We start from the raw sequence: 25,097 nt of genomic DNA on the forward strand, positions 1-25,097 counted from the left end.
GCTAGGGCCTGCCCGGCGGAACAGGGTCGGACAGGCCGCGGCCGTCTGGTGCGGTGGCCCGCAAGGCGCCGGAGCGGGTCGACAGCGGAGCTGTCGGGGCGTTTCGGCAACGCGGCGAGGTGCCGTGCCGGGCGTCGCGGCCCCGGCCGCGGTCCGCCGGACAGGCCCTACCCGCCGACCCGTACCAGCCCCGCCTCGTACGCGAACACCGCCGCCTGCGTCCGGTCCCGCAGGCCCAGTTTCACCAGGATCCGGCTCACGTGCGTCTTGATCGTGGACTCCGCCACGACCAGGTGGTCCGCGATCTCCGCGTTCGACAGGCCCTGCGCGATCAGCACCAGGACCTCCGTCTCGCGCTCGGTCAGCTCCCCGATCTGCGCCGTCGCCGGCAGACGCGGCGATGCCCCCGGCGCCTTCGCGAACTCGGTGATCAGGCGCTTCGTGACGGTCGGCGCGAGCAGCGCCTCGCCCGCCGCGACGACCCGGACCCCGTCCGCGAGCTGCCGGGCCGAGGCGTCCTTGAGCAGGAAGCCGGAGGCCCCGGCGCGCAGCGCCTGGTACACGTACTCGTCCAGGTCGAACGTGGTCAGGACCAGCACCTTCGCGTCCGCGTCGGCCGCCACGATCTCCCGCGTGGCCTCGATGCCGTTCAGCTCCGGCATCCGGATGTCCATCAGGACCACGTCCGGGCGCAGGGCCGCCACCTGGGCGATCGCCTCCCGGCCGTTGACCGCCTCACCGACGACCTCGATGTCCGGCATCGCGCCCAGCAGGACCGAGAAGCCCTCCCGGACCATCATCTGGTCGTCGACGATCAGCACCCGGATCACGACACGGCCTCCTCACGGCTCACGGGGACGAAGGCCGCCACCTCGTAGCCACCGTCCTCGGTCGCCCCGGCCGTCATCTCACCGCCCAGCATCGTCACACGCTCCCGCATCCCGGTGATGCCGTGGCCCGCCCCCGGCGACGGCTTCACCAGGCCGCGCGCCGGACCGTTGGCGATGCGCAGGCCCAGACCTCCGAGGACGTACGACACCTCGACCTTCGCCGCCGCGCCCGGCGCGTGCCGCAGCACGTTCGACAGGGCCTCCTGGACGATCCGGTACGCGGACAGCTCCACGCCCTGCGGCAGCTCGCGCACCGCGCCGGTCACCGTCTTCTCGATGTCGAGTCCGGCCTCGCGGACGTTCGCGACCAGCGCGTCCAGGTCGGCCAGGGTCGGCTGCGGGGCGTCGGGCGCCTCGTAGTCCTCGGCCCGGACGACCCCCAGGATGCGGCGCAGCTCGGTCAGGGCCGCGACCGCGTTCTCCCGGATGGTGAGGAAGGCCTGCTCCAGCTCCGGCGGCGGGTTCTCGACCCGGTACGGCGCGGCCTCCGCCTGGATGGCGACCACCGACATGTGGTGGGCGACGACGTCGTGCAGCTCCCGGGCGATCGTGGTCCGCTCCTCCAGGAGCGTCCGCTTCGACCGCTCCTGCGCGGTGACCGTCTGCTGCGCGGTGACCTCGCGGTCGGCCTGGCGGCGGATCTGGAAGACGGCGACGGTGAGCAGGACGAGCGCCGAGACGAAGAGCATCGGCACGGAATCGGAGCCGCGCCCCGCCCCCAGGAACATCTCCGTGAAGAGGCAGAAGCCCGCCGTCACGAGCCACATCCACACCCCCGTGCGGGGGCGGGTGCGGGCGGCCACCACGGCGAGGACCACCAGGTGGGAGAAGAACGTCGTGTGCGACCAGGGCCAGCCGCCGTCGTAGTCGCTGAGGTAGCCGATGAAGGGTGCCGAACCGAGCGAGGCCCAGAAGGCGAGGACCGGCCGGACCAGGGTGAGCAGCACGATCGCGGGCGGCGCGCAGGCGACCACGAGTGTCAGCGGAGCGAAGTGGGTGTCGACGCTCTCGTACCCTGCGGCGAAGGCGATGAAGGCCGCGAACGCGACGACCGCGTGCGGGAAGAACCCCGCGCGGGCCCGTATCCGCTTCGGCAGGAGGCGTGCCAACCGGCTGGTCGCCTCCACGGGTGCCAGCGGCCGGTAGGCCAGGGCGTCGTCGAAGAGCTCCTGGCGCAGCCCGCCGAGGACGGCCTGGACCAGGTGGAACTCGGGGGCCCGGCTCGTCCCGGGGGTCTGTGTCTGAGTCACGCCGATTACGGTACGGGGACCGCCGGAGCGGGTCGTCCCGCTCCGTACGGATCCTTCCCCGTCCGCCCTGAGTACTACGAAGGGCCCCGGGACCCCCCATGGGGGTCACCAGGCCAGCTGGGCGATCTCCTCCGCCACCACCGCGCACGCGTCCGTCGCCGGGTCGATCGGCGGGAAGTGGCCGGTCTCCTCCAGGAGCGTCAGGCCGACCGTCTCCCCCGCCTTCGCCGCCGCCTCCGCGTACGCGTCGGCCACCGCGTACGGCACGACCACGTCCTCGCGGCCCTGCACGACGGTGGTCGCGATGCCGGTCGGGAGGAGGAGGGCCGGGTCGGCGGAGGCAGCGCGCTCCCCGTACGCCTCCGGCCCGCCGAGGAGCTCGGTGACCGCGCCGCCGCACACCCCCAGCTCGACCGCCCGCGCGAAGTGGGCGATCGGGGCGAGGGCGACGACCCCGCGCAGCGGCGGCGGCTCGGGCAGCCGCCACGGGGAGCCCGCGGGCAGGACGTGCCGGGCGGCGGCCCACAGGGCCAGGTGTCCGCCGGCCGAGTGCCCGGTGAGCACGATCCGGCCCGTGTCGGCCTGCGGCAGGTGCACGGCGGCCAGCTCCGGTACGGCGTCCAGGGCGGCGGCCACGTCGTCGAAGGTCTCGGGCCAGCGCCCGGCGACCGGGGACGTGCCGCCCTGGCGGGGCAGGCCGCCGCCGCGCCGGTACTCGACGCTGGCGACGGCGAAGCCGCGCCGGGCCAGGAAGTCCGCGAACGGCGACAGGTGCGCCCGGTCGTACGGCGCCCGCCAGGCGCCGCCGTGCAGGGCGACGACCAGCGGGGCCCGGACGCGCCCGTCGCGCGGGGCGTAGAAGTCCACCACCTGGTCCGGGTGGTCGCCGTACGCGGCGGTGGCGTCCGGGGCGACGACCGGGTGCGAGAAGGCCGACGCCTCTTCGGCGGCGTCGCGCGCGGCGGGATCCATGGCTGTTCCAACCTCTCGGGTACGGGGCCGAATTGGCCTGACCTGCGGGGACGGTACCAGGACCGGAGCCCCGCGGATCAGGTGATCATCGGACCCTCGTACCCGTTACGCGGCCGGCACGTCCGCCAGGACCTCCGCCAGGACCCGCGCCGCGCGCTCCGCGTCCGCGAACCCGACGTACAGCGGTGTGAAGCCGAACCGCAGGACGTCCGGGCGGCGCAGGTCGCCCACGACCCCGCGCCGGATCAGTTCGGCCATCACGGCCGGGGCCCCGGCACAGCGCAGCGCGACCTGGCTGCCGCGCTCGCCGTGCGCCTCGGGCGTGATCGACGCGACTCGGCCCTCGGGGACGTACGCCCAGACGCACTCCAGGAAGAAGTCCGTGAGGGCGAGGGACTTGGTCCGCACGTCCTCGACCGCGACCCCGTCCCACACGTCCAGCGCCGCTTCGAGCGCCAGCATGGAGAGGATGTCGGGGGTGCCGACCCGGCCCCGCACGGCGCCCGCCGCCGCCTCGTAGCCGGGGGTCATGGCGAACGGGTCGGCGTGCGAGTTCCAGCCGGGCAGCGGCGAGTCGAAGGCGGCCTGGTGGCGCTCGGCGACGTACAGGTAGGCGGGCGAACCGGGGCCGCCGTTCAGGTACTTGTACGTGCAGCCGACCGCCAGGTCCACCCCGTGGGCGTCCAGGCCGACGGGCAGGGCGCCCGCGCTGTGGCACAGGTCCCAGACGGCGAGCGCGCCCGCCGCGTGCAGGGCGGCGGTGACGCCCGGCAGGTCGTGGAGCCGGCCGCTGCGGTAGTCGACGTGGTTGACGAGCGCGGCGGCCGTGCGCGGGCCCGCCGCCTCCGCCATCGCGGCCGGGTCGAGGGGCACGATCCGGTGACCCGTCATCCGCGCGGCCGACTCCGCGATGTACCCGTCCGTGGGAAAGGTCGAGGCGTCCACCAGGATCTCGTCGCGTCCGTCGCCCGCCAGACGGGCGGCGGCGACGACCGCCTTGAAGACGTTCACGCTGGTCGAGTCGCCGACCACGACCTGCCCGGGGCCGGCGCCGACGATCGGCGCGATGCGCTCGCCGATCCGCTCGGGCGCGGTCCACCAGCCGGACTCGTCCCAGGAGCGGATGCGCAGCTCGCCCCACTCGCGGGTGAGGACGTCGGCCATGCGGGCGGGGACGTGGGCGGGCAGCGCGCCGAGCGAGTTGCCGTCGAGGTAGACGGTGTCCGCGTCGAGGGCGAACTTCTCGCGGTGCTTGGCCAGGTCGTCGGCCGTGTCGAGGTCCCGCGCGCGGGTCATGAGGTCGTTCTTGAGATCGCTCTTGAGATCGTTCTTGAGGGCGTCAGACATGGCTGCGGGCCGTCCAGAGCTCGGGGAACACGTTCTTCTGGGCCCGCTTCTCCAGCCAGGCCACGCCGGCCGAACCGCCGGTGCCGGTCTTGGCGCCCATCGCGCGCCGGGTCGCCACCAGGTGGTCGTTGCGCCATCGCCAGACCAGCTCGGCCACGTCGCTCAGGGCCTCGCCGAGCCGGACCAGCTCGCCGTTCTGGTCGGGGTCGGCGTAGATCCCGGCCCAGACCGCCTCGACCTCGGGCGAGGGCTCGTACCGCTTCGCCAGGTCGCGGCCCAGGACGGCGGCCGGGACGGGCAGGCCGCGCCGGGCGAGCAGGCCGAGGACCTCGTCGTACAGGCTCGGCTCGTGGAGCGCCTTCTCCAGCTCGGCGTGGACGCGGGGCGCGCCCCGGTGCGGGACGAGCATGGACGCGGACTTCTCGCCGAGCAGGAACTCCATCCGCCGGTACATCGCGGACTGGAAGCCGGAGCCCTCGCCGAGCGCGCCCCGGTAGGAGTTGAACTGGGCGGGGGTGAGCTGGGCGAGCGGGTGCCAGGAGTGGTTCAGGGCCTCCAGCTCGCGCACGGAGCGCTTGAGCGCGTCCATGGCGACGGGGACGCGGTCCTCGCGCAGGGCGCGGCTCGCGGTCTCCCACTCGTGGACGATCACCGTGAACCACAGCTCCATGACCTGGGTGGTGACCAGGAAGACCATCTCGCCGGGGTCGTCCGAGCGGAGGTGCTGGAGGTGGGTGAGGACGTCCGCCTGGACGTAGTCCTCGTACGGCGTCGTGCCCGCGAAGTCGAGGTTCGGGGCGTCGACGGCCGCGTCGGCGCCGGAGGCACCGGAGGCGCCGGAAGAGGCTCCGGAGGCGCCGGAAGAGGCTCCGGAGGCACCGGAGGTCTCGGGCTCGGGAGAGGCCCCGGAGGCGCCGGGGTCGGGGGAGGCCCCGGGGGTGTCGGGAGAACCCGGGAAGGTGGACATCTCTGTCTCCTCGGTACGTTCTACCGGGTAGCGGTCCGCTCGCACCGTGCGGCACCTCGTGCGGCACGGGAGCTCCGGTCCCCTCGGGAGGCGCGCTCCGTCGCGCGCCGTCCCAACCGCATCATGGCACGATCGGCCCCGTGATGTAGCTCCCGTCTTCGTCATACGGATAAGCGTTCGAAACGCAGCCGTCCAGGCCCTTGATCTGCTGCATCATCGCGGGCGCGGGCTTCCCCGGCCCCGAGCAGGCCATGTGCTGCCGGATGCCGATCTCGTGCCCGACCTCGTGGTTGATGATCAGGTGCCGGTACTCGGCGGGCTCGCCCGCGAAGGTCGGGGAGCCGAGCATCCACCGCCGGAGGTTCACGACCACGCCCTCGGTGGTCTCGCAGTTCAGCTCGCCGCCGGTGTCCAGGCCCTCGCGCAGGCAGAGCGCGTCCGCCGTGTCGGGAGTGGCGATCCGGATGACGAAGTCGGCCTCCTCGCCCTCGGAGACCAGCTGGAACCGGCCCCGGCCGTGCGCGGCCCAGCCGCGCGGATGGGCCAGGATCCCCTGGATCTCCGCGGCCGTCTCCGCCGCCCGCAGGCCGGTGCCGTCCTCGACCTCGACCCGGTAGCGGCGCAGCTCGCCGCTCTCTCCGGTGGGGGCGCCGGAGGCCCGGGCGGTGGTGAAGGTCCCGGGGCCGGTCTTCGGCACGCCGGGCTTCTTCGCGGTGCCCCCGAACGTCGGCTTCGGCTTCGGCGCCGGCTGCGGTGTCGCGGTGGGGGCCGGCACCGGTTTCACGGTGGCCCCGGGCGTCCGGTCCGGCCGGGGCGGCGGGACCGGCCGCGCCGTGGCGGGCCGGGAGGCGGGCGGGGCGGGCGCCGGGCCCGCGCCCCGGTCCGCCACGGCCTCGGGGCCGGGCGCGGGAAGGGCCGGAGCGGCGGTCGTGTCGTCGGTCGCCCCGCCGTTGAAGTGGGCGAGGGCCGCGCCGCCGCCGAGTGCGAGGGGCGCCAGGAGCAGGGCGGGGAGGACGAGCCGGCGTACGGGACCGCGCCCGCCCCCGCCCCGTCGGCGGCTCTGCGCCCGTCGCCGTCCTGCGGGTGCGGCACGTTTGCCCACGACAGACTTCTCCCCTGCTTCGGCCGGTGTGGGGGAAGAGGGAGTGGGGCCTCGGTACCGGCGTTCGTCGGTGCTGCGGTTCCGGGGATCGTACCGATCCCTTTCGAACAGACCCGAAAATCGCGGGGGCGGTTCCGAAAAGGCGCAGGGATTCGAAAGGCGTCGGGTTCGAAAAGGCGTCGGGGCGGCGGCCGTTCGAAGACCACCGCCCCGGGGATCCGCCGGTGCGAGGGACCGCCCCTGCCAGGGACCGCCTGTGTCAGGGACCGCCCATGTCAGGGACCGCCCCTGCCAGGGACCGCGCGTGTCAGCCGAGCGTCTCCGCCGCCGTCTCCGAGGAGTCGCGCAGGAAGGCCGTGCAGCGCTCGTACTCCTCCTTCTCCCCGATCTCGCCGGCCGCGCGGGCCAGGGCGTGCAGCGCGCGCAGGAAGCCGCGGTTCGGCTCGTGCTCCCACGGGACCGGGCCGTGGCCCTTCCAGCCGTTGCGGCGCAGGGCGTCCAGACCCCGGTGGTAGCCGGTGCGGGCGTAGGCGTACGACTCGACGACCCGGCCGCCCTCGAAGGCGTCGTCGGCGAGACGCGCCCAGGCGAGCGAGGAGGTCGGGTACTTCGCGGCGACCTCCGCCGGAGCCGTGCCGCTCGCGAGCAGTTCGCGCGGACCCGGTTCGTCGGGCAGGTGGGTGGGGGCGGGTCCCCCAAGCAGGTTCTCGTGGATGGCCATGGGCCCAGTCTGCCTCAGCGGCACGGCCCCGGTCCGCCCCGCCCGGGGCACGACGAGGCCCCGCCCGCCGAATCCGAGGAGACGGGGGACGGGGCCGCGGTGCGACGGGGCCGGCGGAGCCGACGGGTCAACGGGTCAACGGGTCAACGGGTCAACGGGTCAACGGGTCAACGGGTCAACGGGTCAACGGGTGATGTTGAAGTACTTCCATCCGCCGTAGACCGTGGTGTTCACGTTGTCGCCGGACAGTCCGTCCACGTACGCCGTACGGACCCGGGCGCGGACGCCCTCCGCTCCGGCGCCGTCGAACAGGATGTACGCCATGCCGTTGTTGTTCAGCCGGACGTAGCCCTCGGAGCCCGCGTACCAGGCGCCCGCGTACCAGACCTGGAGCTCGTACTTGGTCTGGCGGCCCGGGAACGAGTTGTGCCACGCGGAGACCAGCACGTCGGCGCTCTGGTGGTACGTCTGGTACGAGGTGGAGCCGATCTTCGTCCACTTGTAGTGCCGGGACAGCGTGGTGCTGACGCCGGCCCGGGTGTACACGGTGGACCCGGTGTGGGCGCTGCCGGAACGGGTGTCACCCGCGAAGGACGCGGTCACCCGGGTGTCGCGGGTCATGTTGAGCGTCACCGACAGCTTGCCCGCCGAGTTGACCGTGCCGCGCTTGAGCAGCCGCTTCGGGTCGGGGCCGTACGGGTCGGCCCAGATCTCCACCACGCGGTTGCGGTGCGTCCAGCCGAGGTACGCCGTGTACGTCACCGTGGTGTTGTGGTTGACGGTGCGGTTGTGCTGGTCGAGGAGCAGCGTGGACTTGAACGGGGTCACATTGACGACCGCCGAGCCGCTCGCGCCCGAGTGCGTGGCGTCGCCCGCGTACGCGACCTTGTACGTGACGTTGCCCGCCGCGTACGGGGTCTCGGTGAAGGAGAACGTGCCGTTCGCCCCGAGCGCCCTCGTCCCGAGCACCGTGCCCTTGGGGTACTCGGCGTCGTACCGCGTCACGGTGAGCGGCGTGCCGGCCGGCAGCGGCAGGGTCGACGCGACCGTGCCGGAGACGGTGATCGGCTTGAGGACCGCCACGGTGGCCGGGACCTTCACGGTGACCACCGGCGCGGACAGGGTGGGCGTGTCCAGGACCTGCAGGCGGGCGTTGCCGCCGCTGGCCGTGGTCACCGCGAACAGGCGCTTGCCGCCCGGCTCCCAGCCGAGGGCGCTGTGGCCGAGGCCGTCCCCGCCGCTGCTGTTGCCGGTGCTCGGGAAGTCGTACTGGCGCACGGCCTTCGTCTCGCCCGGCCGGTAGACGAACACGTCCGGGGCGTACGCGGCGTCGGACCCCGCCGCCACGGTGCCGTCGGCGGCGACGGCCACGGCGGCGCCGTGGTAATCGCTGGCGTAGGAGGGCAGTTCGGCCATGTCGGAGGCCCGCCACACCCGGTGGCGGTTGCCGGCGGTGGCCGTGATGATCTTGTCGCCGTCCGGGGTGAAGGCGAGGTCGTTGGCCATGCCCACCGAACCGACGCTCGCGGGGACGCGCGCGGTACGGGTCGCGGTGCCCGTGGACGCGTCGTACGTGCCGAGTTCGAACCGGTGGTAGTACGAGGACATCGCCGCGAAGACGTTCGGGTCCGCCGGCGAGGCGACGAGCCTCGGGGCGCCCGAGTAGTTCGCCTCGGCGTCCTGGGCCAGGGTCACCACGGGCTCGGCGCCGGAGGTGTCGACCGACCCGATGTCGCCGTGGTGCCCGTCGCCGTAGCCGAACCAGATCCTGCCGCCCGCGTGGGCGACGTACTGCGGGTCGGTGCCCTCGCCGGTGGCGTACCGGGCCTGCTCGGTCACGGTCCCCGCGTCGAGGACGACGACGGCGTCGGCGCCCGGGACGGCGGCGTAGAGGCTCCCCGAGTCGGGGGAGAGCGCGAGCCCGGTGACCCCGGGCAGGCCGGTGACGGTGCTCAGCACCGTGCCGGCGTAGTCGGTCGCGACGACCTTCCCGAGGTAGGGGTCGCTGATGAAGATCTTCCGGTGGACACCGTCCACCACCATGTCGCCCACGGACGACATCGGAAGGACCCGGCTGCTGTCGGCAGCCGCCGGGCCCGCCGTCACCGCGACCAGCGCCGCGGAACCGACGAGAACCGCGAACGAGGTCGCGGCGGAGAGAGCGCGCTTGCGCACGATGAAGAGACCCCCCAAAAAAACCATGGTCTCCGGCCCTCAGAGCGGGGCACGGTGCACGAAGACTAGAGCACGCGTGCGACACGCCACCTCCCGGTATCCCCCCGCCCCGTGCACGGGACCGGAGCCGGGGCCGGGTGCCCCTCCGCGTACGGGACCGGGGCCGCCCCCGTCCACCGGCGGAGGGCCTCCACACGCGCCCGGTCAGGCCGTCCGCAGCCGGGTCGCCGTCCTGACCAGGGCGTCCACGCCCCGTTCCGCCTTCTTCCGGGGGCAGCCCACGTTCAGCCGGACGAAGCCCGGCGTGCCGTACGTGCCGCCCGGCATGATCGCGACCTTCTCCGCCGTGACCAGCTCCTCCTGGAGCCGGGACTCCTCGATCCCGAGGGGCCGCAGGTCGATCCAGGCCAGGTAACCGGCCTGCGGGGGCTCCCAGACCACCCCGGGCAGGCCCTCGGCGAGGCGCTCCCGGACCAGCTCCATCGTGCCCGCGACATAGCCGCGCAGCTCGTCCAGCCAGGCCGCGCCGTGCCGGTACGCGGCGATGTGGGCGGTCAGCGAGAGCACCGCGGGCGAGGCGAGCCCCTCGCCGGTCTCCATGCGCCGCACGAACGCCTCGCGCTCGTCGGGGTCGCCGACGATCCCGTACGAGCCGGAGAGCGCGGGGAAGTTGAAGGCCTTGGTGCCCGAGGTGACCAGCGCCCAGCGGCGCCCCCGGCCGCGCTCCGCGATCCGGCTCCACGGCACGTGCCGGTGCCCCTCGGCGGTCAGGTCCGCGTGGATCTCGTCGCTGACGACGCTCACGCCGTGCCGCTCGGCCAGCTCCGCGAAGGCGGTCAGCTCCGCCTCCGTCCACACCCGGCCGGTCGGGTTGTGGGGGGAGCAGAGCAGCAGCATCCGGCTGTCCGGCCGGGCCAGCTCGCGCTCCAGGGCCTCCGCGTCCCCGACCGGGACCCCGCGCAGCTCGCGCCCGAGCCCGGTCACGGCCTTGCGGAAGCCGTCGTACGTGGGGGTGTGGACGACCACGCCGTCACCGGGCTCGGTCCACATCCGCAGGAGCTGCGAGAGCTGGTTGAGCACGGAGGGCGCGTACACCAGGGAGGCGGGGTCGATCGCGGTGTCGTAACGGCTCGCGTACCAGTGGCGTATCGCCTCGCGGAAGTCCCCGAGCCGCCAGTCCGTGTAGCCGAAGACCCCGTGGCCGACGCGCTCGCGGAGGGCGGCGAGGACCTCCGGCGGGGAGGCGAAGTCCATGTCGGAGATGGTGAAGGGCAGCAGGTCGGAGACGCCGAAGCGGTCCGCGATCCCGTCCCACTGGACGGACCAGGTGCCGCGCCGGTCGATCTCCCGGTCGAAGTCGTACATCAGGCCCTCTCGCCCTTCCCGTCGGCACGCGAAGGGCCCGCCACCCCGGGAAGCGGGGTGCCGGGCCCTTCGCCCTGCACGTGCTTACTTCAGCTTGGTGCCGGTCGAGCGCAGCGCGGCGCACGCCTCGGTCACACGGACGGCCATGCCGGCCTCGGCCAGCTTGCCCCAGGTGCGCGGGTCGTAGGTGGACTTCTTGCCGACCTCGCCGTCGACCTTCAGGACGCCGTCGTAGTTGCGGAACATGTGGTCCACGACCGGACGGGTGAAGGCGTACTGGGTGTCGGTGTCGAGGTTCATCTTCACGACGCCGTTCTCCAGGGCGGTGGCGATCTCCTCGGCCGTGGAGCCCGAGCCGCCGTGGAAGACGAAGTCGAACGGGTCGGCCTTGCCGAACTTCGCGGCGACGCCGGCCTGGAGGTCCTTGAGCAGCTCGGGACGGAGCACGACGTTGCCCGGCTTGTAGACGCCGTGCACGTTGCCGAAGGACGCGGCGAGCAGGTAGCGGCCCTTCTCGCCCAGGCCCAGGGCCTCGGCGGTGCGGATGGCGTCGTCCACCGTGGTGTACAGCTCGTCGTTGATCTCGTGGCTGACGCCGTCCTCCTCGCCGCCGGTCGGGGTGATCTCGACCTCAAGGATGATCTTGGCGGCGGCGGCCTTCGCGAGCAGTTCCTGGCCGATGGCCAGGTTGTCCGCGAGGGTCTCGGCGGAGCCGTCCCACATGTGCGACTGGAACAGCGGGTTCTCGCCCCGGGCGACGCGCTCGGCGGAGATGTCGAGCAGCGGACGGACGTAGCCGTCCAGCTTGTCCTTGGGGCAGTGGTCGGTGTGGAGGGCGACCGTGATGTCGTACTTCGCGGCGACGATGTGCGCGAACTCGGCCAGGGCGACGGCGCCCGTGACCATGTCCTTGTTGTACTGACCGCCCAGGAACTCGGCACCGCCGGTCGAGATCTGGATGATGCCGTCGCTCTCGGCCTCCGCGAAGCCGCGCAGAGCAGCGTGCAGGGTCTGGGACGAGGTCACGTTGATGGCCGGGTAGGCGAACTTGCCTGCCTTCGCCCGGTCGAGCATCTCGTTGTAGACCTCGGGGGTTGCGATGGGCATTCGTCCGCTCCTTGTGATGTGCGGGGTGTGTGCTGTTGCTGTCCCTGACCTGGGGGCGACGTCATCGTCGCCCCCATCCTTCCAGACTCTTGTCCGGGCTCCCATGGGCCCGGCACGCCGAGGGGCGGGGGGGTTCACGTGCAAAACCCCCCCCCCCCCGACAAAAGGAGGTCAGAGCTGTTCTGAATGCCGACCCGAGTTCTACGTCACGACTTCGCGGCAGTTACGCCAGGCCGAGGTCGCCCAGCTGGTAGCCGGTGAGGTACGGAAGGCCCGCCTCCACGATGGCACCGGCGGCGCCCCGGTCCACGATCGTCGCCACGGCGACGACCTCGCCGCCCGCCTCGCGGACGGCCTCGACGGCGGTCAGCGGCGAGCCGCCGGTGGTCGAGGTGTCCTCGACGACGAGGCAGCGACGGCCCTTGACGTCCGTCCCCTCGATGCGGCGCTGCATGCCGTGCGCCTTCTGCGCCTTCCGTACGACGAAGGCGTCCAGGCGCTGCCCGCGCGCGGCGGAGGCGTGCAGCATCGAGGTGGCGACCGGGTCGGCGCCCAGGGTGAGACCGCCGACGCAGTCGAAGTCCAGATCGGCCGTGAGGTCGAGCATGACCCGACCGACCATCGGCGCGGCCTCGCCGTCCAGCGTGATCCGGCGCAGGTCGATGTAGTAGTCGGCTTCCCGACCCGAGGAGAGGGTCACCTTGCCGTGCACCACGGCCTTGTCCTTGATCTGCTGGAGCAGCTCAGCGCGTACGTCAGTCATGGTCACGAGCTTAAGGGGCCCGCCGGCTCAGGGGCCCGCCGGTCAGAGGCGGCGCCAGCTCCAGGTGCTCTCGATCTCCAGGGGGTCGATCGGGGTGACCAGGCGCGGGTGGGTGTTGAGGCCGTTCGGGGGGCCGGACTGCGGCTCGACGCAGACCGCCTCCGCCTGCTCGTCGTAGATCACGACCCACTCGGCGCGGCTGGTGACCTTCAGTTCCAGCTCCTCCGGCCAGGTGAGGGTGACGTCGACGCCGTCGGGCATGCCGAAGCAGTCGTCCCAGGGGCCGGGGAGGGGGTCGATCCGACGGCCGGTGGGGAGGTGGTCCGCGCCGCGCTCCTCCTGCCAGGCGGGCGCGAAGTCGACCCGTACGTCCTGGCCGCCCCGTCCGAGGTTGCGCAGGAACCAGGGGTGCCAGCCGGCCTGGGCCGGGAACGAGTCGTCGTAGGCCTCGACGCCGAAGCGGAGGGTGAGGGAGTCCTCGGCCAGCTCGAAGACCTGGGTGACCCGGCCCCCGTACGGCCAGGGGTCGCCCAGCTCGCAGACGAACACGGCCTCGGTCGCGGAGGTGCGGGCGGTCTTCCAGGCGAGGTCGCGGACGGTGCCGTGGATGGCGTGCGGGGGCGCGTTGACCGGGAGCCGGTGGACGGTGGCGCCGTTGCGGAAGCGCCCATTCTCGGTCCGCCCGCACCAGGGCACCATCGGGAAGCTCCCGTACCGCTCGCCCTGGCGCAGCAGCTCGGTGCCGCCGATGCGCAGGCCCTCGATCCGGCAGCCGTTGTCGGGGTTGATGGTCAACTCGGCGTCGCCCGCCGTCAGTCGCGTCTGCATGCTCACGCTTCGACCCTAAGCCCGCGGAGCACGGAACGGGGCCGACCGGTTCGGCGGCGTCGCCGGGGGTGTGTCGGGCCCCGGCGCCGGGCGGTTCCTCAGCGGCGGCGGCGCAGGGCCCGGCCCACGACGACGGCGGAGGCGAGCGCGAGGGCCGCGGCCGGGGCGATCCAGCGCAGGGTGGCCCCGGCGCTGGTCGTCTCCGGTGCGGGGACGGGGGCGTACCGGCCGCGCGGCGGGGCGTGGTCGACCTCCTCGGCGCTCCTGCCGATCATGGTCCGGCGGGCATGGGCGGCCTCGGCGGCGGGCTGCGGGGCGGGGAACTCGATCGGCGCGTCCTCGAAGCCCTCGTCGGAGAGGGGGCCGAGGGCGGGGGGCGGCGCCGGGGCGTCGGGGCCGGCGCCGAGGCCGGAGGGCTCCTCCACGCCTTCGTCCACCCCGTCGTCGTCGGCGCCTTCAGCACCTTCGGCACCTTCGGCGCCGAGGGCGTCGGGCACGTCGAGCACGTCAGGCGCGTCGAGGGCGTCGGGCGCGTCGAGCACGCCGGGCGCATCAAGGGCTTCGGGCGCGTCGAGCACGGGATCGGCACCGACACCGGCGCCTCCGACCGAGGTCTCCCCCAGCCCCTCCCCCGCGACCCCCGTCAACGCCTCCACGAACCGGTCGAGCAGGCGGGCGCCCGTCGCGGCCCTGGTCGCGTCCGTCTCGTCGGCGAGCCGGCCGGTCGCCGTCAGGGCGCCCGTGAAGCTCAGGTTCGTGCCCCCGGCCACCGGGGTGAGGACCACGGTGAGGGACAGCTCCGCCCCGCCCTTGCCCCGGACCTCGGCACCCTCGCCCTCGTAGGTGATGGCGCCGTCGCGCTCGACGATCCGCGCCGCCCCCCGGTAGGTGATGGTGTGGCCGCCGACCCGGACCTTGAGCCGCCCCGTGAGGGGCTCCGCGTCGGCGTCGCGCTGGAGACCGGGCACGCAGCGCACCACGCGGGCCGGGTCCGTGAGCGTCGCGCGCAGGGCCTCGGCCGGTACCGGGACGAACACCTCATGCTCCATGGGAGCCGAGCCTACTCAGACCGGGGCGCCGCGTCGCCCGTTCGCCCCGCGTCGGGGGCGCCGGATCCGCTCCTCAGTCGCCGTACCGCGGGTGCACCAGCGTCGAGGAGGGCGGGGCCCCGTCGCCCCGGGTCCGTTCGGCGCGGTCGGCGGCAGCCGCCAGGGCGTCCGCGTCGAGCGAGCGCGGCCGGGGCCCGCCGGGGGCGAGGCCGAGGACGGGCGGCCGGTCGCCCGGGACCGCCAGGAGGAAGCCCCAGTCGCAGGGCCCCGGGCCCGTGCCGGCGGAACGGTCGGCGCGGTCGGGGCCCGCGGCGAAGCCGGGGGTGCGGCCGCTCGCGCTGTAGGGGCGGGTCGCGAAGCCGGCGGCGCGCAGGGTGGCGTCGACCGTCCAGTAGGTGCGGGGCCGGTCGGTGACCGAGCCGGCGTGGACGGCGAACCGCCCGGACGGGCCGAGGACCCGGGCCACGAGCCCGTAGAACTCCTCCGAGTACAGCTTGGTGCTGGAGGTGATCCCGGGGTCGGGCAGGTCGGAGAGCACCACGTCGTAACGTTCCCGCACCCGGTCGGCGGCGCCCCGCAGCCAGTGGAAGGCGTCCTCGTGGACGACCCGGACGCGCGGGTCCCGGAACGCCTGACCGTTGAGCCGGGTGAGCGCCGGGTCGGTGCGGGCGAGGCGGACGACCCCGGGGTCGAGCTCCACGACGGTCACGGACCGGACGCCGGGGTGGCGCAGCACCTCGCGGACGGCCATCCCGTCCCCGCCGCCGACGACGAGGACGCGCGCGTGCGGGCCGTTCATCGCGGGGTGGACGAGCGCCTCGTGGTAGCGGTACTCGTCCTGGCCGGAGACCCGGAGCCGGCCGTCGAGGAACAGGTCGGGCGGTCCCTCCGGGCCCCCGGTCACCACCACCTCCTGGAGGTCGGTGTGGACGGCGACCCGCACGTGCTCCCCGTACACGGCCCGGCGCGCGGCCTGCTCGAAGTCGTCGACGAGGACGGTCGCGGTGGCGAGGACGGCCAGGACGCCCAGGTTCGCGGCGAGGAGCAGGGCCCGGGAGCGGGCGGTCAGGTCGCGGCGGAACACCCAGAGGACGAGCCCGCCCCCCGCGACGGCGTTGACCGCGCCGGTGACGAGCGCGCCGGTGAGCTGGCCGAGCCAGGGGAGCAGCAGGAACGGGAAGGCGAGGCCGCCGACCAGCGCGCCGACGTAGTCGGCGGCGAAGAGGTCGGCGACCGTCCCGGCCGCGTCGTCCGGCTCCCCGCCGCCCGCCTTCCGCCCGGTGCGCTGCATCAGCGACATCAGGAGGGGGATCTCCGCGCCGATGAGCACTCCGATCGCGAGCGAGAACGCCACGACCACGTACCGCGACTCGCCGAGCCAGGCGAAGGCCGCGTACAGCATCATCGCCGAGCAGCCGCCGACGAGCGCGAGCGCGGCCTCGACCAGGCCGAAGCCGACGGCGGCGCGGCAGCGCAGCCGCTTGGCGAGGAGCGAGCCCACCCCCATCGCGAAGACCATCACGGAGAGCACGACGGAGGCCTGGGTGACCGAGTCCCCGATCAGGTACGAGGAGAGCGCCACCAGTTCGAGCTCGTAGACCAGGCCGCAGGCGGCGCAGACGAAGACCACCGCGAGGACCGGGAACCGTACCGCCTCGCGCGGCCGGACAGGCCGCCGCGCGGGCGCCCGCCGTACCCGCTCCTCGGGTGGCACGGTCACGGTCGGCTCGATCATGTAGTAACGCTACGTCACGGTCCGAGCGCCCCTCGTCACCCGCACGGGTGCACATGGGGCTTTCGGGGGGCGCATCAGAGTGCGGCGGGCATGCGCGCGCCGATCCTGGTCCTGGTCACCACCAACTGTCCTTCCTGTGGGTAGGCGTGCCAGGTGCGCCACCGCACCTGGCCCTCGTGGCGCTGGGCCAGCATGGCGGTGAAGGCGTGCGGAGAGCCGGGGAAGGTGCCGGCGAGCCCGTGCGGGTGGTCGGCGACGAGCGCGAGCAACTCCTGCGCGCGGCCCGCGAAGGAGCCGTCCGAGAGCGTCTCGACGCGCGCGGCGAATTCGTACTCCCAGCCGCCGACGTGCTTGGAGACGCCCAGGGGGAGGGGGGTGCTGCTGCCGGGCATGCACGCCACGGTCTCCGAGCACGTGCGCCCCTCCTCCTCCAGGAGGACCTGGTGGGAGGCGCCGAGCAGCCTCAACTGGAGCTTGGCGCCGGAGAGTTCGAGGTCGAGGACGGCGAGGGCGGGCAGCGGCTCGCGCCCGAGCGCCCAGGCCAGATCGGCCGCGCGCGTGTCGGTGTAGGAGGTCTTCAGGGTGGTGAGCATGGGTCGGCTCCGCAAACACGGTTTGACGGGTGGGCCGGGGGCGCCCCGGTGAAGGATTTCACCGGGAGTGGGGAATCGCCGGCTCGGGTCCACACACGGTCCGAGGGCTGTCTCTGTCAGGAGCGAGAGAACCACGGACGCCGGACGACTCGCAGCGTTTTTACCCAACTTGCCGTGGTTTCCAACCCCTTCGGGGACCCCACAGTTCACTTGTTCAACCGGAATCGTCCGCCGGGCGCACGCCGGCGGACGACCCCTTCCGCGCGGGACGACGGGCCGCCGACACCCCCGTGGCCGGCGGCCCGTCCGCTCAACTGCCGCCGCCGCAGCCGCCACCGCAGCTCGACCCGCCGGACCCGCAGGAGCTGCTCGATCCGCAGGAGCTGCCGGACCCGCAGGAGCTGCCGACCCAGCCACTGCTGCCACTGCTGCCGCTGCCGCTGCTCTTCCGCCGTCCGCTCCGCTTCGTGCTCCCGGAGCGGGCGGCCGCGACCCGGTACGCGGCGACGGACTTGCGGATGGCCGCGCGCCGGGCGGCGGCCTCGCGCCGCTTCTCGGCGGTGGCGACGAGAACGACGACGGTGACGACCGCCGCCGTGAGGACGATGCCGATGACGAGTGCCATGAGTGTTCCCCCGTTCTTCTGTGCGAGGGGGATTCCCATGCCGTTCCCGGCCCAAAGCACACTTGAGCAAGTCCAGAGCTTGGGCCCAGGATGGCGGGCATGACACGACCGCCGCTCAACCGCCGCCTCGCCGAGTTCGGCACGACGATCTTCGCCGAGATGTCCGCGCTCGCCGCCAGGACCGGGGCGATCAACCTCGGTCAGGGCTTCCCCGACACCGACGGTCCGGAGGAGGTCAGGGAGGCGGCGGTGCGCGCCCTGCGGGACGGCCGGGGCAACCAGTACCCGCCGGGCCCGGGCGTCCCCGAGCTGCGGACGGCGATCGCGGACCACCAGCGGAAGCGGTACGGCCTGGAGCACGACCCCGACACGGAGGTCCTCGTCACGGCGGGCGCCACCGAGGCGATCGCGGCCTCGCTCCTCGCCCTGGTGGAGCCGGGCGACGAGGTGATCGCCCTGGAGCCGTACTACGACTCGTACGCGGCCTGCGTCGCGATGGCCGGCGGCACCCGCGTGCCCGTCACCCTCCGCCCGCACGAGGGCGCCTACGTCCTCGACCTGGACGAGCTGCGGGCCGCCGTCACCGACCGGACGCGGCTGATCCTGCTTAACACCCCGCACAACCCCACCGGCACCGTCCTGACCCGGGCCGAGCTGACGGCCGTCGCCGAGCTCGCGGTCGAGCGGGACCTGCTCGTGGTCACGGACGAGGTCTACGAGCACCTGGTCTTCGACGGCGCCGAGCACGTGCCGATCGCGAGCCTGCCGGGCATGCGGGAGCGCACGGTCACCATCTCGTCGGCCGGCAAGACGTTCTCGTTCACGGGCTGGAAGGTCGGCTGGATCACCGCGAGCCCCGAGCTGACCTCGGCCGTCCGCTCGGCCAAGCAGTTCCTGACGTACGTCTCCTCCGGCCCGTTCCAGTACGCGGTCGCCGAGGCGCTCCGGCTCCCGGACACGTACTTCGACGCCCTGCGCGCCGACCTGGCGGCCAAGCGGGACCTGCTGGGCGAGGGCCTCGCGCAGGCGGGCTTCGAGGTCTACCGCCCCTCGGGCACCTACTTCGTCACCACCGACGTCCGCCCCCTCGGCGCCACCGACGGCCTCGCCTTCTGCCGCTCCCTGCCGGAGCGCGCCGGCGTCGTCGCCATCCCCAACGCCGTCTTCTACGACCACCGCGAGGCGGGCGCCCCCTTCGTCCGCTTCGCCTTCTGCAAGCGGACCGAGGTCCTGGAGGACGCCGTCTCCCGCCTCAAGCGGCTGGCCTGAGGGCGGGAAGCGAAGAGCCCGGCCCCCCCTTTTTTCCGGGGGCCGGGCTCCTTCGCGTTCGGGCGGGGCTCAGGCCTCGTCGCCCTCGGCCTTGTCCTCCGGGGACTCCAGGCCGAACTGCTCCACGATCCACTTGTCGAACTCGATGGAGGCGCGGACCCAGCTCACCGTGGAGGACACGAAGTGCTCCAGGGAGACGCCGGTGCCGATCAGCATCTGGGCCTCGCCGATGAGGCGGAGGGTGGCGGAGCCGTCCTCCTCCTCGTGCAGGTGGGTGTAGACCTTGGGCCACAGCGTGCGGCGGTTCCAGTCGTCGATCGCGTCGAGGATCTTCGCGCGGTCGTCGGCCGAGTGCGGGCGGTCGTAGAACGTCCGGACCGAGAAGACCTGCTGCTCCGCCTCGCCGCGGAACATGAAGTAGGTGCGGAACTCCTCCCACGGCGCCGCGAGGTCGCCCTCGTCGTCGACGACGTACTTCAGCTCCATCTGGTCGAGGAGCTGCTTGACGAGGTCCTGGTCGGGGACGACGGGGCCCGCCGGTCCTGCGGCCTGAGGCTGGGGCTGGCCCCCGAAATTCGGAATCGAGGACGGGTCGATGCTCACCGTGTATTTCCCTTCGTACGGATGCTCGCCATCCTCTCCCATCCCGGGCCTGTTGTGGCAACCCCAGGCCGTCAGAAGAGGCCGAGCTTGAGCATGAGGGCCCTGTCGAGGTCCCTCAGCTCCCCGGCGTCGAGCGCGCCCTTGAAGGCGCCGAAGCGCGCGGTCGGATCGACGGAGTAGATCTGGTCGGTGAGGATCCGTGTCGTCCGGCCGTCGAACTCGATCTCCGGCCGGTAGACCGCCGGCGCGGCGCTGGTCGACGTCATCGCGACCGTCACCGTCGACGTCGCGAACTGGTCCGACTGGATCACGACGGCGTAGCGGTTCCCCTGCTGCTCGTGACCCCGGGCGCCGGGAAGCTGCCGGATCTCGACGATCGCCCCCCGGAAGATCACTCGGCGACGCCCATGAAGCGCTGGATCGCCAGCATCTCGGCCTGGTCGTCGGGGTCCGCCGCCACGCGGGCCGCGTCGGACTTCGCCTGCTCGATCAGCCGCTCCTTGTAGGTGCGCAGGAGGGCGTAGCGCACGGCCTCGCTACGCGAGCCGAACTCCTCCGCGAGCGCTCTTATGGCTGCCTCCATGGACTCGTCCGTGCGGACGTTGAGAGTTCCCATGGAGGCAGCGTATCGCAAAACGTGTTACAGCGTCTTGCCGGTGCTCGGCCCCACGATCAGGTCGTTCCCGACCCGGTCCACGCGGACCGTGTCGCCGTCGCGGACCTCGCCCGCCAGGATCTCGCGGGCCAGCCGGTCGCCGATCGCCGTCTGGATCAGGCGGCGCAGCGGCCGGGCGCCGTACGCCGGGTCGTTGCCCTCGTCGGCCAGCCACTCCAGGGCCTCCGGGGTGACGTCCAGGGTGAGGCGCCGCTCGGAGAGCCGCTTGGCGAGGCGGTCGATCTGGAGCCGGGCGATCCGGCCCAGCTCGGCCCGGTCGAGGGCCGAGAAGACCACCAGGTCGTCCAGCCGGTTCAGGAACTCCGGCTTGAAGCTGGCCCGCACGACCTCCAGGACCTGCTGCTTCTTCACGTCCTCCGGGGTCGCCGGATCGACCAGGTACTGGCTGCCGAGGTTCGAGGTCAGGATCAGGATGGTGTTGCGGAAGTCCACCGTCCGGCCCTGCCCGTCGGTGAGCCGCCCGTCGTCCAGGACCTGGAGCAGGACGTCGAAGACCTCCGGGTGCGCCTTCTCCACCTCGTCGAGCAGCACCACGCTGTACGGGCGGCGGCGGACCGCCTCCGTGAGCTGGCCGCCCTCCTCGTAGCCGACGTAGCCGGGGGGCGCGCCGACCAGGCGGGCGACGGAGTGCTTCTCGCCGTACTCCGACATGTCGATGCGGACCATGGCCCGCTCGTCGTCGAAGAGGAAGTCCGCGAGCGCCTTCGCCAGCTCGGTCTTGCCGACGCCGGTCGGGCCGAGGAAGAGGAAGGAGCCGGTGGGCCGGTCGGGGTCCGCGATCCCGGCGCGGGTGCGGCGCACCGCGTCGGAGACGGCCCGCACGGCCTCGGACTGGCCGATGAGCCGCTTGCCCAGCTCGTCCTCCATGCGGAGCAGCTTCTGCGTCTCGCCCTCCAGGAGGCGGCCGGCGGGGATGCCGGTCCAGGAGCCGACCACGTCCGCGATGTCGTCGGGGCCGACCTCCTCCTTCACCATCGTGTCCTTCGAGGTCTCCTGCTGGGCCTCGGCCTCGGAGGCCTCCTCCAGCTCCCGCTCCAGGGCCGGGATCTCGCCGTAGAGCAGCTTGGAGGCGGTGTCGAAGTCGCCGTCGCGCTGGGCGCGCTCGGCGCGGCCGCGGGCCTCGTCCAGGCGCTCCTTCAGCTCACCGACCCGGTTGAGGGACTGCTTCTCCTTCTCCCAGCGGGCGGTGAGGCCGCGCAGCTCCTCCTCGCGGTCCGCGAGGTCGCGCCGCAGCTTCTCCAGGCGCTGCTTGCTCGCCGCGTCCGTCTCGTTCTTCAGGGCCAGCTCCTCCATGCGGAGCCGGTCCACGGAGCGCTGGAGCTCGTCGATCTCGACCGGGGACGAGTCGATCTCCATGCGGAGCCGGGAGGCGGCCTCGTCGACGAGGTCGATGGCCTTGTCGGGCAGGAAGCGGGAGGTGATGTACCGGTCGGAGAGGGTCGCGGCGGCCACCAGGGCGGAGTCGTTGATCTGCACCTTGTGGTGGGCCTCGTACCGGCCCTTGAGCCCGCGCAGGATCGCGACGGTGTCCTCGACGGTCGGCTCGGCGACCAGGACCTGCTGGAAGCGGCGCTCCAGGGCGGGGTCCTTCTCGATGCGCTCGCGGTACTCGTCCAGGGTGGTCGCGCCGACCATGCGCAGCTCGCCGCGGGCCAGCATCGGCTTGAGCATGTTGCCCGCGTCCATGGCGGAGTCGCCGCCCGCGCCCGCGCCGACGACCGTGTGCAGCTCGTCGATGAAGGTGATGACCTGCCCGTCGCTCTCCTTGATCTCGGAGAGGACGGTCTTCAGGCGCTCCTCGAACTCGCCGCGGTACTTCGCGCCGGCGACCATCGCGCCGAGGTCGAGCGAGACGAGCCGCTTGTTCTTCAGGGACTCGGGAACGTCGCCCTTCACGATCCGCTGGGCCAGGCCCTCGACGACGGCGGTCTTGCCGACGCCGGGCTCGCCGATGAGGACCGGGTTGTTCTTGGTGCGGCGGGAGAGCACCTGGACCACGCGCCGGATCTCGTGGTCGCGGCCGATGACCGGGTCCAGCTTGCCCTCGCGCGCGGCGGCGGTGAAGTCCGTGCCGAACTTCTCCAGCGCCTTGTACTGCCCTTCCGGGTCGGGTGTGGTCACCCGGCGTCCTCCCCTGGTCGTCTCGAAGGCGTCGAGCAGCCGCTTCGCGCTCGCGCCCTGCCGGTCGAGGATCTCACCGGCCCGGCCGCCCTTGGCGGCGACGCCGATGAGCAGGTGCTCGGTGGAGACGAAGTCGTCCCCGAGCTCCTTGGCCCGCTGCGCGGCGTCCGCGACGACCGCGAGGAGTTCGCGGTTGGGCTGCGGGGGCGCGACCGTGGACCCCGCGACGCTCGGCTGGGCGGCGAGCAGCCGCTCGGCCTCGGCGCGCACGGCGGCCTGGTCGGCCTCGACGGCGGCGAGCAGGTCGGTGATGTTCTCGTTGTCCTGGCCGGCGAGGAGGGCGAGCAGCAGATGCGCCGGGGTCAGGTCCGGGTGCCCCTCGGACACGGCGCGGCTGCTCGCCGCGTTGAGCGCGTCCCGGCTCCTGTTGGTCAGTTCGGCGTCCATGTGCGGTGCTCCTCCTCGGCGTGCGGGTGCCTGCGCGGACCCCGTACGGATCCGCTCCACGACTTCTGTGACTCCTCCAGAGTACACAAAGTTGAGCCGGTACCGCTCAAGTTATCGGCGGGAGTCCTCCCCGGGTAGTTTCCGGGCATGGCAACGGATCCCAGGAACCCCTCCGACTCGTACCTCGGCTTCTGGCGCGAGTACCACATGTGCACCCTGACCACCCCGCGTCCGGACGGCACCCCGCACGTGGTGGCGGTCGGCGTCACGTACGACCCCGAGGGCGGGTACGCGCGCGTGATCACCAACAGGAACAGCCGGAAGGTCGCCAACGTCCTGGCGGCGGGCGCGGAGGGCGCGCGGGTCGCGGTCTGCCAGGTCGACCGGGGGCGCTGGGCCACCCTGGAGGGCGTCGCCCGCATCCGCACGGAGGCGGAGGTCGTCGCGGACGCCGTCGCCCGCTACGCGGAGCGCTACGGCCGCACGCCGACCCCGAACCCGGACCGGGTCGTGATCGAGATCGCCCTCACCCGGGCGATGGGCCGCGCCTGACGCGCTCCCGGGGAGGGTGCGCGAGCGCCCCGGAAGGAACGCGGGCGCCCGGCGGGAAGTACGACGCCGGGCGCCCCGGAGAAGGCGGGCCGGGCGCCCGGGAGAACACGGGCGCAGCACAGCGGCGCCATCGCGTTTCAGGTCCGCGATGGCGCCGCTGTGTGGGGGAAGTACCTGGGCGACCTACAACGACGGGGGGATCGCTCAGGCACTGCGGGGGGTGGCGGTGATGGTCTCGGGCTCGATCAGCTGGTGGTCGCGCTGGTCGAGGTTGACGAAGATCATGCCGTACCGGATGGCACAGCGGATGGGCTGCGGGGCACCGCGCGGCCGGCGCAGGCACCGGTAGGCGCGGACGTCCTCGTCCTGCTCGCGGGCGACGACGATCGGCTCTCCGAAGAGGGTCACCTTCAGCGAGTCGCCACGGTGGGGGATGGCCGTGGCGAGGTCGACGAAGTGCCAGCCGGAGCGGTAGGCCGAGGCCATCTCCCGCCGGAACCTGCGGTCGTCCGGTGGGACGCTCACGCTCCGACGCCCCTGGGCGCAGTCTCCCAGGAGGGCTCGCCCTCCAGGGGAACGGCCTCCCACGAGGGCTCACCCTCGCGCGGGGCGACCTCCCACGAGGGCTCACCGGGCTTGGCGAGGACCTCACGTGCCGGGGCGGTCTCCCACGAGGGCTCGTTCTGCCCCGCCACCGAGTGCGCCGGGTGCGTCTCCCACGAGGGCTCGCCAACGGCGAGCGCACCGAGAGCAGCCGCCGCAACGGCTATGGCGCCAAGTGCACGAACCATCCTGGTCATGGCCGATCTCCACCTCTTTTGATCACTACCTCCCCCCCGCGTCATAGACGATGGCTCACACCCGCTCCTTTTCACCACCCAAGCCGGGCATCATGTTCCTGTAATGCATAACCCTGGGGGGGTGTAAATGGGACTTGAATGTGACGCTTCCGGACATAAACACAGTCACGGGGAACTGTGCGCCGTGGGCAAGGAGCTGTACGCGAAAGCCCTCCGCACGGGCCGCATAGCCCGTTCCGAGGCCGAGGCCGCCCCCTGCCTCAAGGAACTGTCGCTCCTGCACCCGGACCCGGACGACAGCCGGTGGCTGCACCCGATCCCGCCCACGATCGCCCTGAACCAGCTCATCCACCCCATAGAGCAGCAGATCCAGGAGCGCCGCCAGCACGCCATCGCCCTGGCCGACGTGTTCGAGCCCTTCCTCGCCATCCACACGCCGGACCCCTCCGCCACCCAGGCCATCACCGTCCTCGAAGGCCTCAGCGTCATCAACGCCACGCTGGACCGCGTCATCAACGAGTGCACGACGGAGCTCCTCACCGTCCAGCCGGGCAGCGGACGGCGCCCCGAGACCCTCGAAGCGGCCCTGCGCCGCATGGAGCCCCTGCTCGACCGGGGCGTCCGGATGCGCACGCTCTACCAGCACACCGCCCGGCACCACCCCGCCACCCTGGCGTACGTCGAGCGGGTCGCTCCCTACGGGCTCGTCCTGCGCACCCTCGAAGAGATCATCGACCGGCTGATCATCGTGGACCGCAAGGTCGCCTTCGTGCCGGCCCGCAGCGACCGCCAGGTCGCCCTGGAACTGCGCCACGAAGGGCTCGTCCAGTACCTCGTCGGCGTCTTCGAGCAGTTCTGGCTGCACGGCGTGCCCTGGGACGAGGAGATCCCCTACAAGCCGTCCGCGGACGGCATAGGCGGCGTCCAGCGCTCCATCGCCCGGCTCCTCGTCGAGGGGCACGTGGACGAGGCCATCGCCCGCCGGCTCGGGATGAACGTGCGCACCTGCCGCGCCCACATCGCCAAGCTCGCCGCCGCCCTCGGCAGCGGCAGCCGGGCCCAGCTCGGCTACCTCATCGCCCGGTCCGGCATCCTCGAACAGGACGGCCCGGCCCCGTGAACGACCCCGCGAACACCCCC

25 protein-coding genes are annotated in these 25,097 nt (G+C 73.0%); 3 read left to right on the forward strand and 22 right to left on the reverse strand.

What is annotated here, in order from left to right:
* Nucleotides 1–167: 167 nt before the first annotated feature.
* The 16 genes from OO47_RS05785 to OO47_RS05860 form a co-directional block, all read right to left on the reverse strand.
* On the reverse strand, nucleotides 168–830 hold the full coding sequence (locus tag OO47_RS05785; RefSeq protein ID WP_030206124.1) for a response regulator: 663 nt from the start codon (nucleotides 828–830) through the stop codon (nucleotides 168–170).
* On the reverse strand, nucleotides 827–2,140 hold the full coding sequence (locus tag OO47_RS05790) for a sensor histidine kinase (protein WP_030206127.1): 1,314 nt from the start codon (nucleotides 2,138–2,140) through the stop codon (nucleotides 827–829). The genes OO47_RS05785 and OO47_RS05790 overlap by 4 nt, the downstream gene beginning before the upstream one ends.
* A gap of 105 nt (nucleotides 2,141–2,245) precedes the next feature.
* The gene (locus OO47_RS05795; RefSeq protein WP_030206130.1) at nucleotides 2,246–3,112 is read right to left on the reverse strand and encodes an alpha/beta hydrolase family protein; all 867 of its coding nucleotides are present in this window, start codon (nucleotides 3,110–3,112) and stop codon (nucleotides 2,246–2,248) included.
* Nucleotides 3,113–3,217: 105 nt separating this feature from the next.
* Nucleotides 3,218–4,459: a kynureninase gene (gene kynU, locus OO47_RS05800; RefSeq protein ID WP_051715205.1), complete on the reverse strand. Its 1,242-nt coding sequence runs from the start codon at nucleotides 4,457–4,459 to the stop codon at nucleotides 3,218–3,220.
* Nucleotides 4,452–5,426 (reverse strand): tryptophan 2,3-dioxygenase, encoded by a 975-nt coding sequence (locus OO47_RS05805; protein WP_078489494.1) that lies wholly within the window; start codon nucleotides 5,424–5,426, stop codon nucleotides 4,452–4,454. Before OO47_RS05805 ends, kynU begins: the two co-directional genes overlap by 8 nt.
* A 121-nt stretch (nucleotides 5,427–5,547) precedes the next feature.
* Nucleotides 5,548–6,528 carry a DUF3152 domain-containing protein gene (locus tag OO47_RS05810; RefSeq protein WP_030206136.1) on the reverse strand — a complete coding sequence of 327 codons (981 nt, stop codon included), beginning with the start codon at nucleotides 6,526–6,528 and terminating at the stop codon, nucleotides 5,548–5,550.
* A 307-nt stretch (nucleotides 6,529–6,835) separates the two neighbouring features.
* Nucleotides 6,836–7,249: a DUF3151 domain-containing protein gene (locus tag OO47_RS05815; RefSeq protein WP_030206138.1), complete on the reverse strand. Its 414-nt coding sequence runs from the start codon at nucleotides 7,247–7,249 to the stop codon at nucleotides 6,836–6,838.
* 183 nt (nucleotides 7,250–7,432) lie between these two features.
* Nucleotides 7,433–9,424, reverse strand: a complete 1,992-nt coding sequence (locus OO47_RS05820) for an Ig-like domain-containing protein (protein WP_030206140.1) — start codon at nucleotides 9,422–9,424, stop codon at nucleotides 7,433–7,435.
* A 204-nt stretch (nucleotides 9,425–9,628) separates the two neighbouring features.
* Nucleotides 9,629–10,789 (reverse strand): MalY/PatB family protein, encoded by a 1,161-nt coding sequence (locus tag OO47_RS05825; RefSeq protein ID WP_030206141.1) that lies wholly within the window; start codon nucleotides 10,787–10,789, stop codon nucleotides 9,629–9,631.
* 84 nt (nucleotides 10,790–10,873) lie between these two features.
* Entirely contained in the window at nucleotides 10,874–11,896 is a 1,023-nt protein-coding gene (gene fbaA, locus OO47_RS05830; protein WP_030206146.1) for a class II fructose-bisphosphate aldolase, read from the reverse strand.
* Nucleotides 11,897–12,119: 223 nt separating this feature from the next.
* Nucleotides 12,120–12,659 carry an orotate phosphoribosyltransferase gene (gene pyrE, locus OO47_RS05835; RefSeq protein ID WP_030206148.1) on the reverse strand — a complete coding sequence of 180 codons (540 nt, stop codon included), beginning with the start codon at nucleotides 12,657–12,659 and terminating at the stop codon, nucleotides 12,120–12,122.
* Nucleotides 12,660–12,701: 42 nt separating this feature from the next.
* Nucleotides 12,702–13,487: an aldose epimerase family protein gene (locus OO47_RS05840; protein ID WP_030206151.1), complete on the reverse strand. Its 786-nt coding sequence runs from the start codon at nucleotides 13,485–13,487 to the stop codon at nucleotides 12,702–12,704.
* Between the two features lie 98 nt (nucleotides 13,488–13,585).
* Entirely contained in the window at nucleotides 13,586–14,536 is a 951-nt protein-coding gene (locus tag OO47_RS05845; RefSeq protein ID WP_030206153.1) for an SRPBCC family protein, read from the reverse strand.
* Nucleotides 14,537–14,609: 73 nt separating this feature from the next.
* A complete protein-coding gene (locus tag OO47_RS05850) occupies nucleotides 14,610–16,271 on the reverse strand; it encodes a polyamine aminopropyltransferase (RefSeq protein ID WP_051715212.1) in 1,662 nt (553 codons plus the stop codon).
* A gap of 74 nt (nucleotides 16,272–16,345) precedes the next feature.
* Nucleotides 16,346–16,864: a DUF2617 family protein gene (locus OO47_RS05855; RefSeq protein WP_030206157.1), complete on the reverse strand. Its 519-nt coding sequence runs from the start codon at nucleotides 16,862–16,864 to the stop codon at nucleotides 16,346–16,348.
* Between the two features lie 310 nt (nucleotides 16,865–17,174).
* Nucleotides 17,175–17,489 (reverse strand): hypothetical protein, encoded by a 315-nt coding sequence (locus tag OO47_RS05860; protein ID WP_030206158.1) that lies wholly within the window; start codon nucleotides 17,487–17,489, stop codon nucleotides 17,175–17,177.
* Between the two features lie 99 nt (nucleotides 17,490–17,588).
* Here OO47_RS05860 and OO47_RS05865 point away from each other — a divergent pair, with 99 nt between their 5' ends.
* Complete coding sequence (locus OO47_RS05865) at nucleotides 17,589–18,758, forward strand: pyridoxal phosphate-dependent aminotransferase (RefSeq protein WP_033208187.1); 1,170 nt, start codon at nucleotides 17,589–17,591, stop codon at nucleotides 18,756–18,758.
* 69 nt (nucleotides 18,759–18,827) lie between these two features.
* Here OO47_RS05865 and OO47_RS05870 read toward each other — a convergent pair whose 3' ends face one another.
* The 4 genes from OO47_RS05870 to clpB form a co-directional block, all read right to left on the reverse strand.
* Entirely contained in the window at nucleotides 18,828–19,361 is a 534-nt protein-coding gene (locus OO47_RS05870) for a type III secretion system chaperone family protein (RefSeq protein WP_030206161.1), read from the reverse strand.
* A gap of 71 nt (nucleotides 19,362–19,432) precedes the next feature.
* Nucleotides 19,433–19,756 (reverse strand): type II toxin-antitoxin system PemK/MazF family toxin, encoded by a 324-nt coding sequence (locus tag OO47_RS05875; protein ID WP_030206162.1) that lies wholly within the window; start codon nucleotides 19,754–19,756, stop codon nucleotides 19,433–19,435.
* Entirely contained in the window at nucleotides 19,753–19,977 is a 225-nt protein-coding gene (locus OO47_RS05880; RefSeq protein WP_033208190.1) for a hypothetical protein, read from the reverse strand. The genes OO47_RS05875 and OO47_RS05880 overlap by 4 nt, the downstream gene beginning before the upstream one ends.
* A gap of 24 nt (nucleotides 19,978–20,001) precedes the next feature.
* A complete protein-coding gene (gene clpB, locus OO47_RS05885; protein ID WP_030206164.1) occupies nucleotides 20,002–22,605 on the reverse strand; it encodes an ATP-dependent chaperone ClpB in 2,604 nt (867 codons plus the stop codon).
* A gap of 147 nt (nucleotides 22,606–22,752) precedes the next feature.
* Here clpB and OO47_RS05890 point away from each other — a divergent pair, with 147 nt between their 5' ends.
* Nucleotides 22,753–23,157, forward strand: coding sequence for a pyridoxamine 5'-phosphate oxidase family protein (locus OO47_RS05890; protein ID WP_030206165.1), 405 nt, complete (start codon nucleotides 22,753–22,755; stop codon nucleotides 23,155–23,157).
* Nucleotides 23,158–23,361: 204 nt separating this feature from the next.
* On the opposite strand, the gene OO47_RS05895 is transcribed toward OO47_RS05890, so the two are convergent.
* On the reverse strand, nucleotides 23,362–23,682 hold the full coding sequence (locus OO47_RS05895) for a Rieske (2Fe-2S) protein (RefSeq protein ID WP_030206166.1): 321 nt from the start codon (nucleotides 23,680–23,682) through the stop codon (nucleotides 23,362–23,364).
* A complete protein-coding gene (locus OO47_RS05900; RefSeq protein WP_030206168.1) occupies nucleotides 23,679–23,957 on the reverse strand; it encodes a hypothetical protein in 279 nt (92 codons plus the stop codon). The genes OO47_RS05895 and OO47_RS05900 overlap by 4 nt, the downstream gene beginning before the upstream one ends.
* 127 nt (nucleotides 23,958–24,084) lie before the next feature.
* On the opposite strand from OO47_RS05900, the gene OO47_RS05905 reads away from it, so the two are divergent.
* Nucleotides 24,085–25,077 carry a regulatory protein gene (locus OO47_RS05905; RefSeq protein WP_030206169.1) on the forward strand — a complete coding sequence of 331 codons (993 nt, stop codon included), beginning with the start codon at nucleotides 24,085–24,087 and terminating at the stop codon, nucleotides 25,075–25,077.
* Nucleotides 25,078–25,097: the final 20 nt, after the last annotated feature.

Source organism: Streptomyces bikiniensis (genome assembly GCF_000716625.1).
In the GTDB taxonomy this organism is placed as follows: domain Bacteria; phylum Actinomycetota; class Actinomycetes; order Streptomycetales; family Streptomycetaceae; genus Streptomyces; species Streptomyces bikiniensis.

What these genes read in the sequence shown, in the direction of transcription:
- OO47_RS05840 (WP_030206151.1), bottom strand. Translation starts at nt 13,487, where the DNA reads ATGCAGACGCGACTGACGGCGGGCGACGCCGAGTTGACCATCAACCCC.
- OO47_RS05850 (WP_051715212.1), bottom strand. Translation starts at nt 16,271, where the DNA reads ATGATCGAGCCGACCGTGACCGTGCCACCCGAGGAGCGGGTACGGCGG.
- OO47_RS05880 (WP_033208190.1), bottom strand. Translation starts at nt 19,977, where the DNA reads ATGGGAACTCTCAACGTCCGCACGGACGAGTCCATGGAGGCAGCCATA.
- OO47_RS05805 (WP_078489494.1), bottom strand. Translation starts at nt 5,426, where the DNA reads ATGTCCACCTTCCCGGGTTCTCCCGACACCCCCGGGGCCTCCCCCGAC.
- OO47_RS05900 (WP_030206168.1), bottom strand. Translation starts at nt 23,957, where the DNA reads ATGACCAGGATGGTTCGTGCACTTGGCGCCATAGCCGTTGCGGCGGCT.
- OO47_RS05795 (WP_030206130.1), bottom strand. Translation starts at nt 3,112, where the DNA reads ATGGATCCCGCCGCGCGCGACGCCGCCGAAGAGGCGTCGGCCTTCTCG.
- OO47_RS05860 (WP_030206158.1), bottom strand. Translation starts at nt 17,489, where the DNA reads ATGGCACTCGTCATCGGCATCGTCCTCACGGCGGCGGTCGTCACCGTC.
- OO47_RS05815 (WP_030206138.1), bottom strand. Translation starts at nt 7,249, where the DNA reads ATGGCCATCCACGAGAACCTGCTTGGGGGACCCGCCCCCACCCACCTG.
- OO47_RS05855 (WP_030206157.1), bottom strand. Translation starts at nt 16,864, where the DNA reads ATGCTCACCACCCTGAAGACCTCCTACACCGACACGCGCGCGGCCGAT.
- OO47_RS05845 (WP_030206153.1), bottom strand. Translation starts at nt 14,536, where the DNA reads ATGGAGCATGAGGTGTTCGTCCCGGTACCGGCCGAGGCCCTGCGCGCG.
- OO47_RS05890 (WP_030206165.1), top strand. Translation starts at nt 22,753, where the DNA reads ATGGCAACGGATCCCAGGAACCCCTCCGACTCGTACCTCGGCTTCTGG.
- clpB (WP_030206164.1), bottom strand. Translation starts at nt 22,605, where the DNA reads ATGGACGCCGAACTGACCAACAGGAGCCGGGACGCGCTCAACGCGGCG.
- pyrE (WP_030206148.1), bottom strand. Translation starts at nt 12,659, where the DNA reads ATGACTGACGTACGCGCTGAGCTGCTCCAGCAGATCAAGGACAAGGCC.
- OO47_RS05865 (WP_033208187.1), top strand. Translation starts at nt 17,589, where the DNA reads ATGACACGACCGCCGCTCAACCGCCGCCTCGCCGAGTTCGGCACGACG.
- OO47_RS05905 (WP_030206169.1), top strand. Translation starts at nt 24,085, where the DNA reads ATGGGACTTGAATGTGACGCTTCCGGACATAAACACAGTCACGGGGAA.
- kynU (WP_051715205.1), bottom strand. Translation starts at nt 4,459, where the DNA reads ATGTCTGACGCCCTCAAGAACGATCTCAAGAGCGATCTCAAGAACGAC.
- OO47_RS05825 (WP_030206141.1), bottom strand. Translation starts at nt 10,789, where the DNA reads ATGTACGACTTCGACCGGGAGATCGACCGGCGCGGCACCTGGTCCGTC.
- fbaA (WP_030206146.1), bottom strand. Translation starts at nt 11,896, where the DNA reads ATGCCCATCGCAACCCCCGAGGTCTACAACGAGATGCTCGACCGGGCG.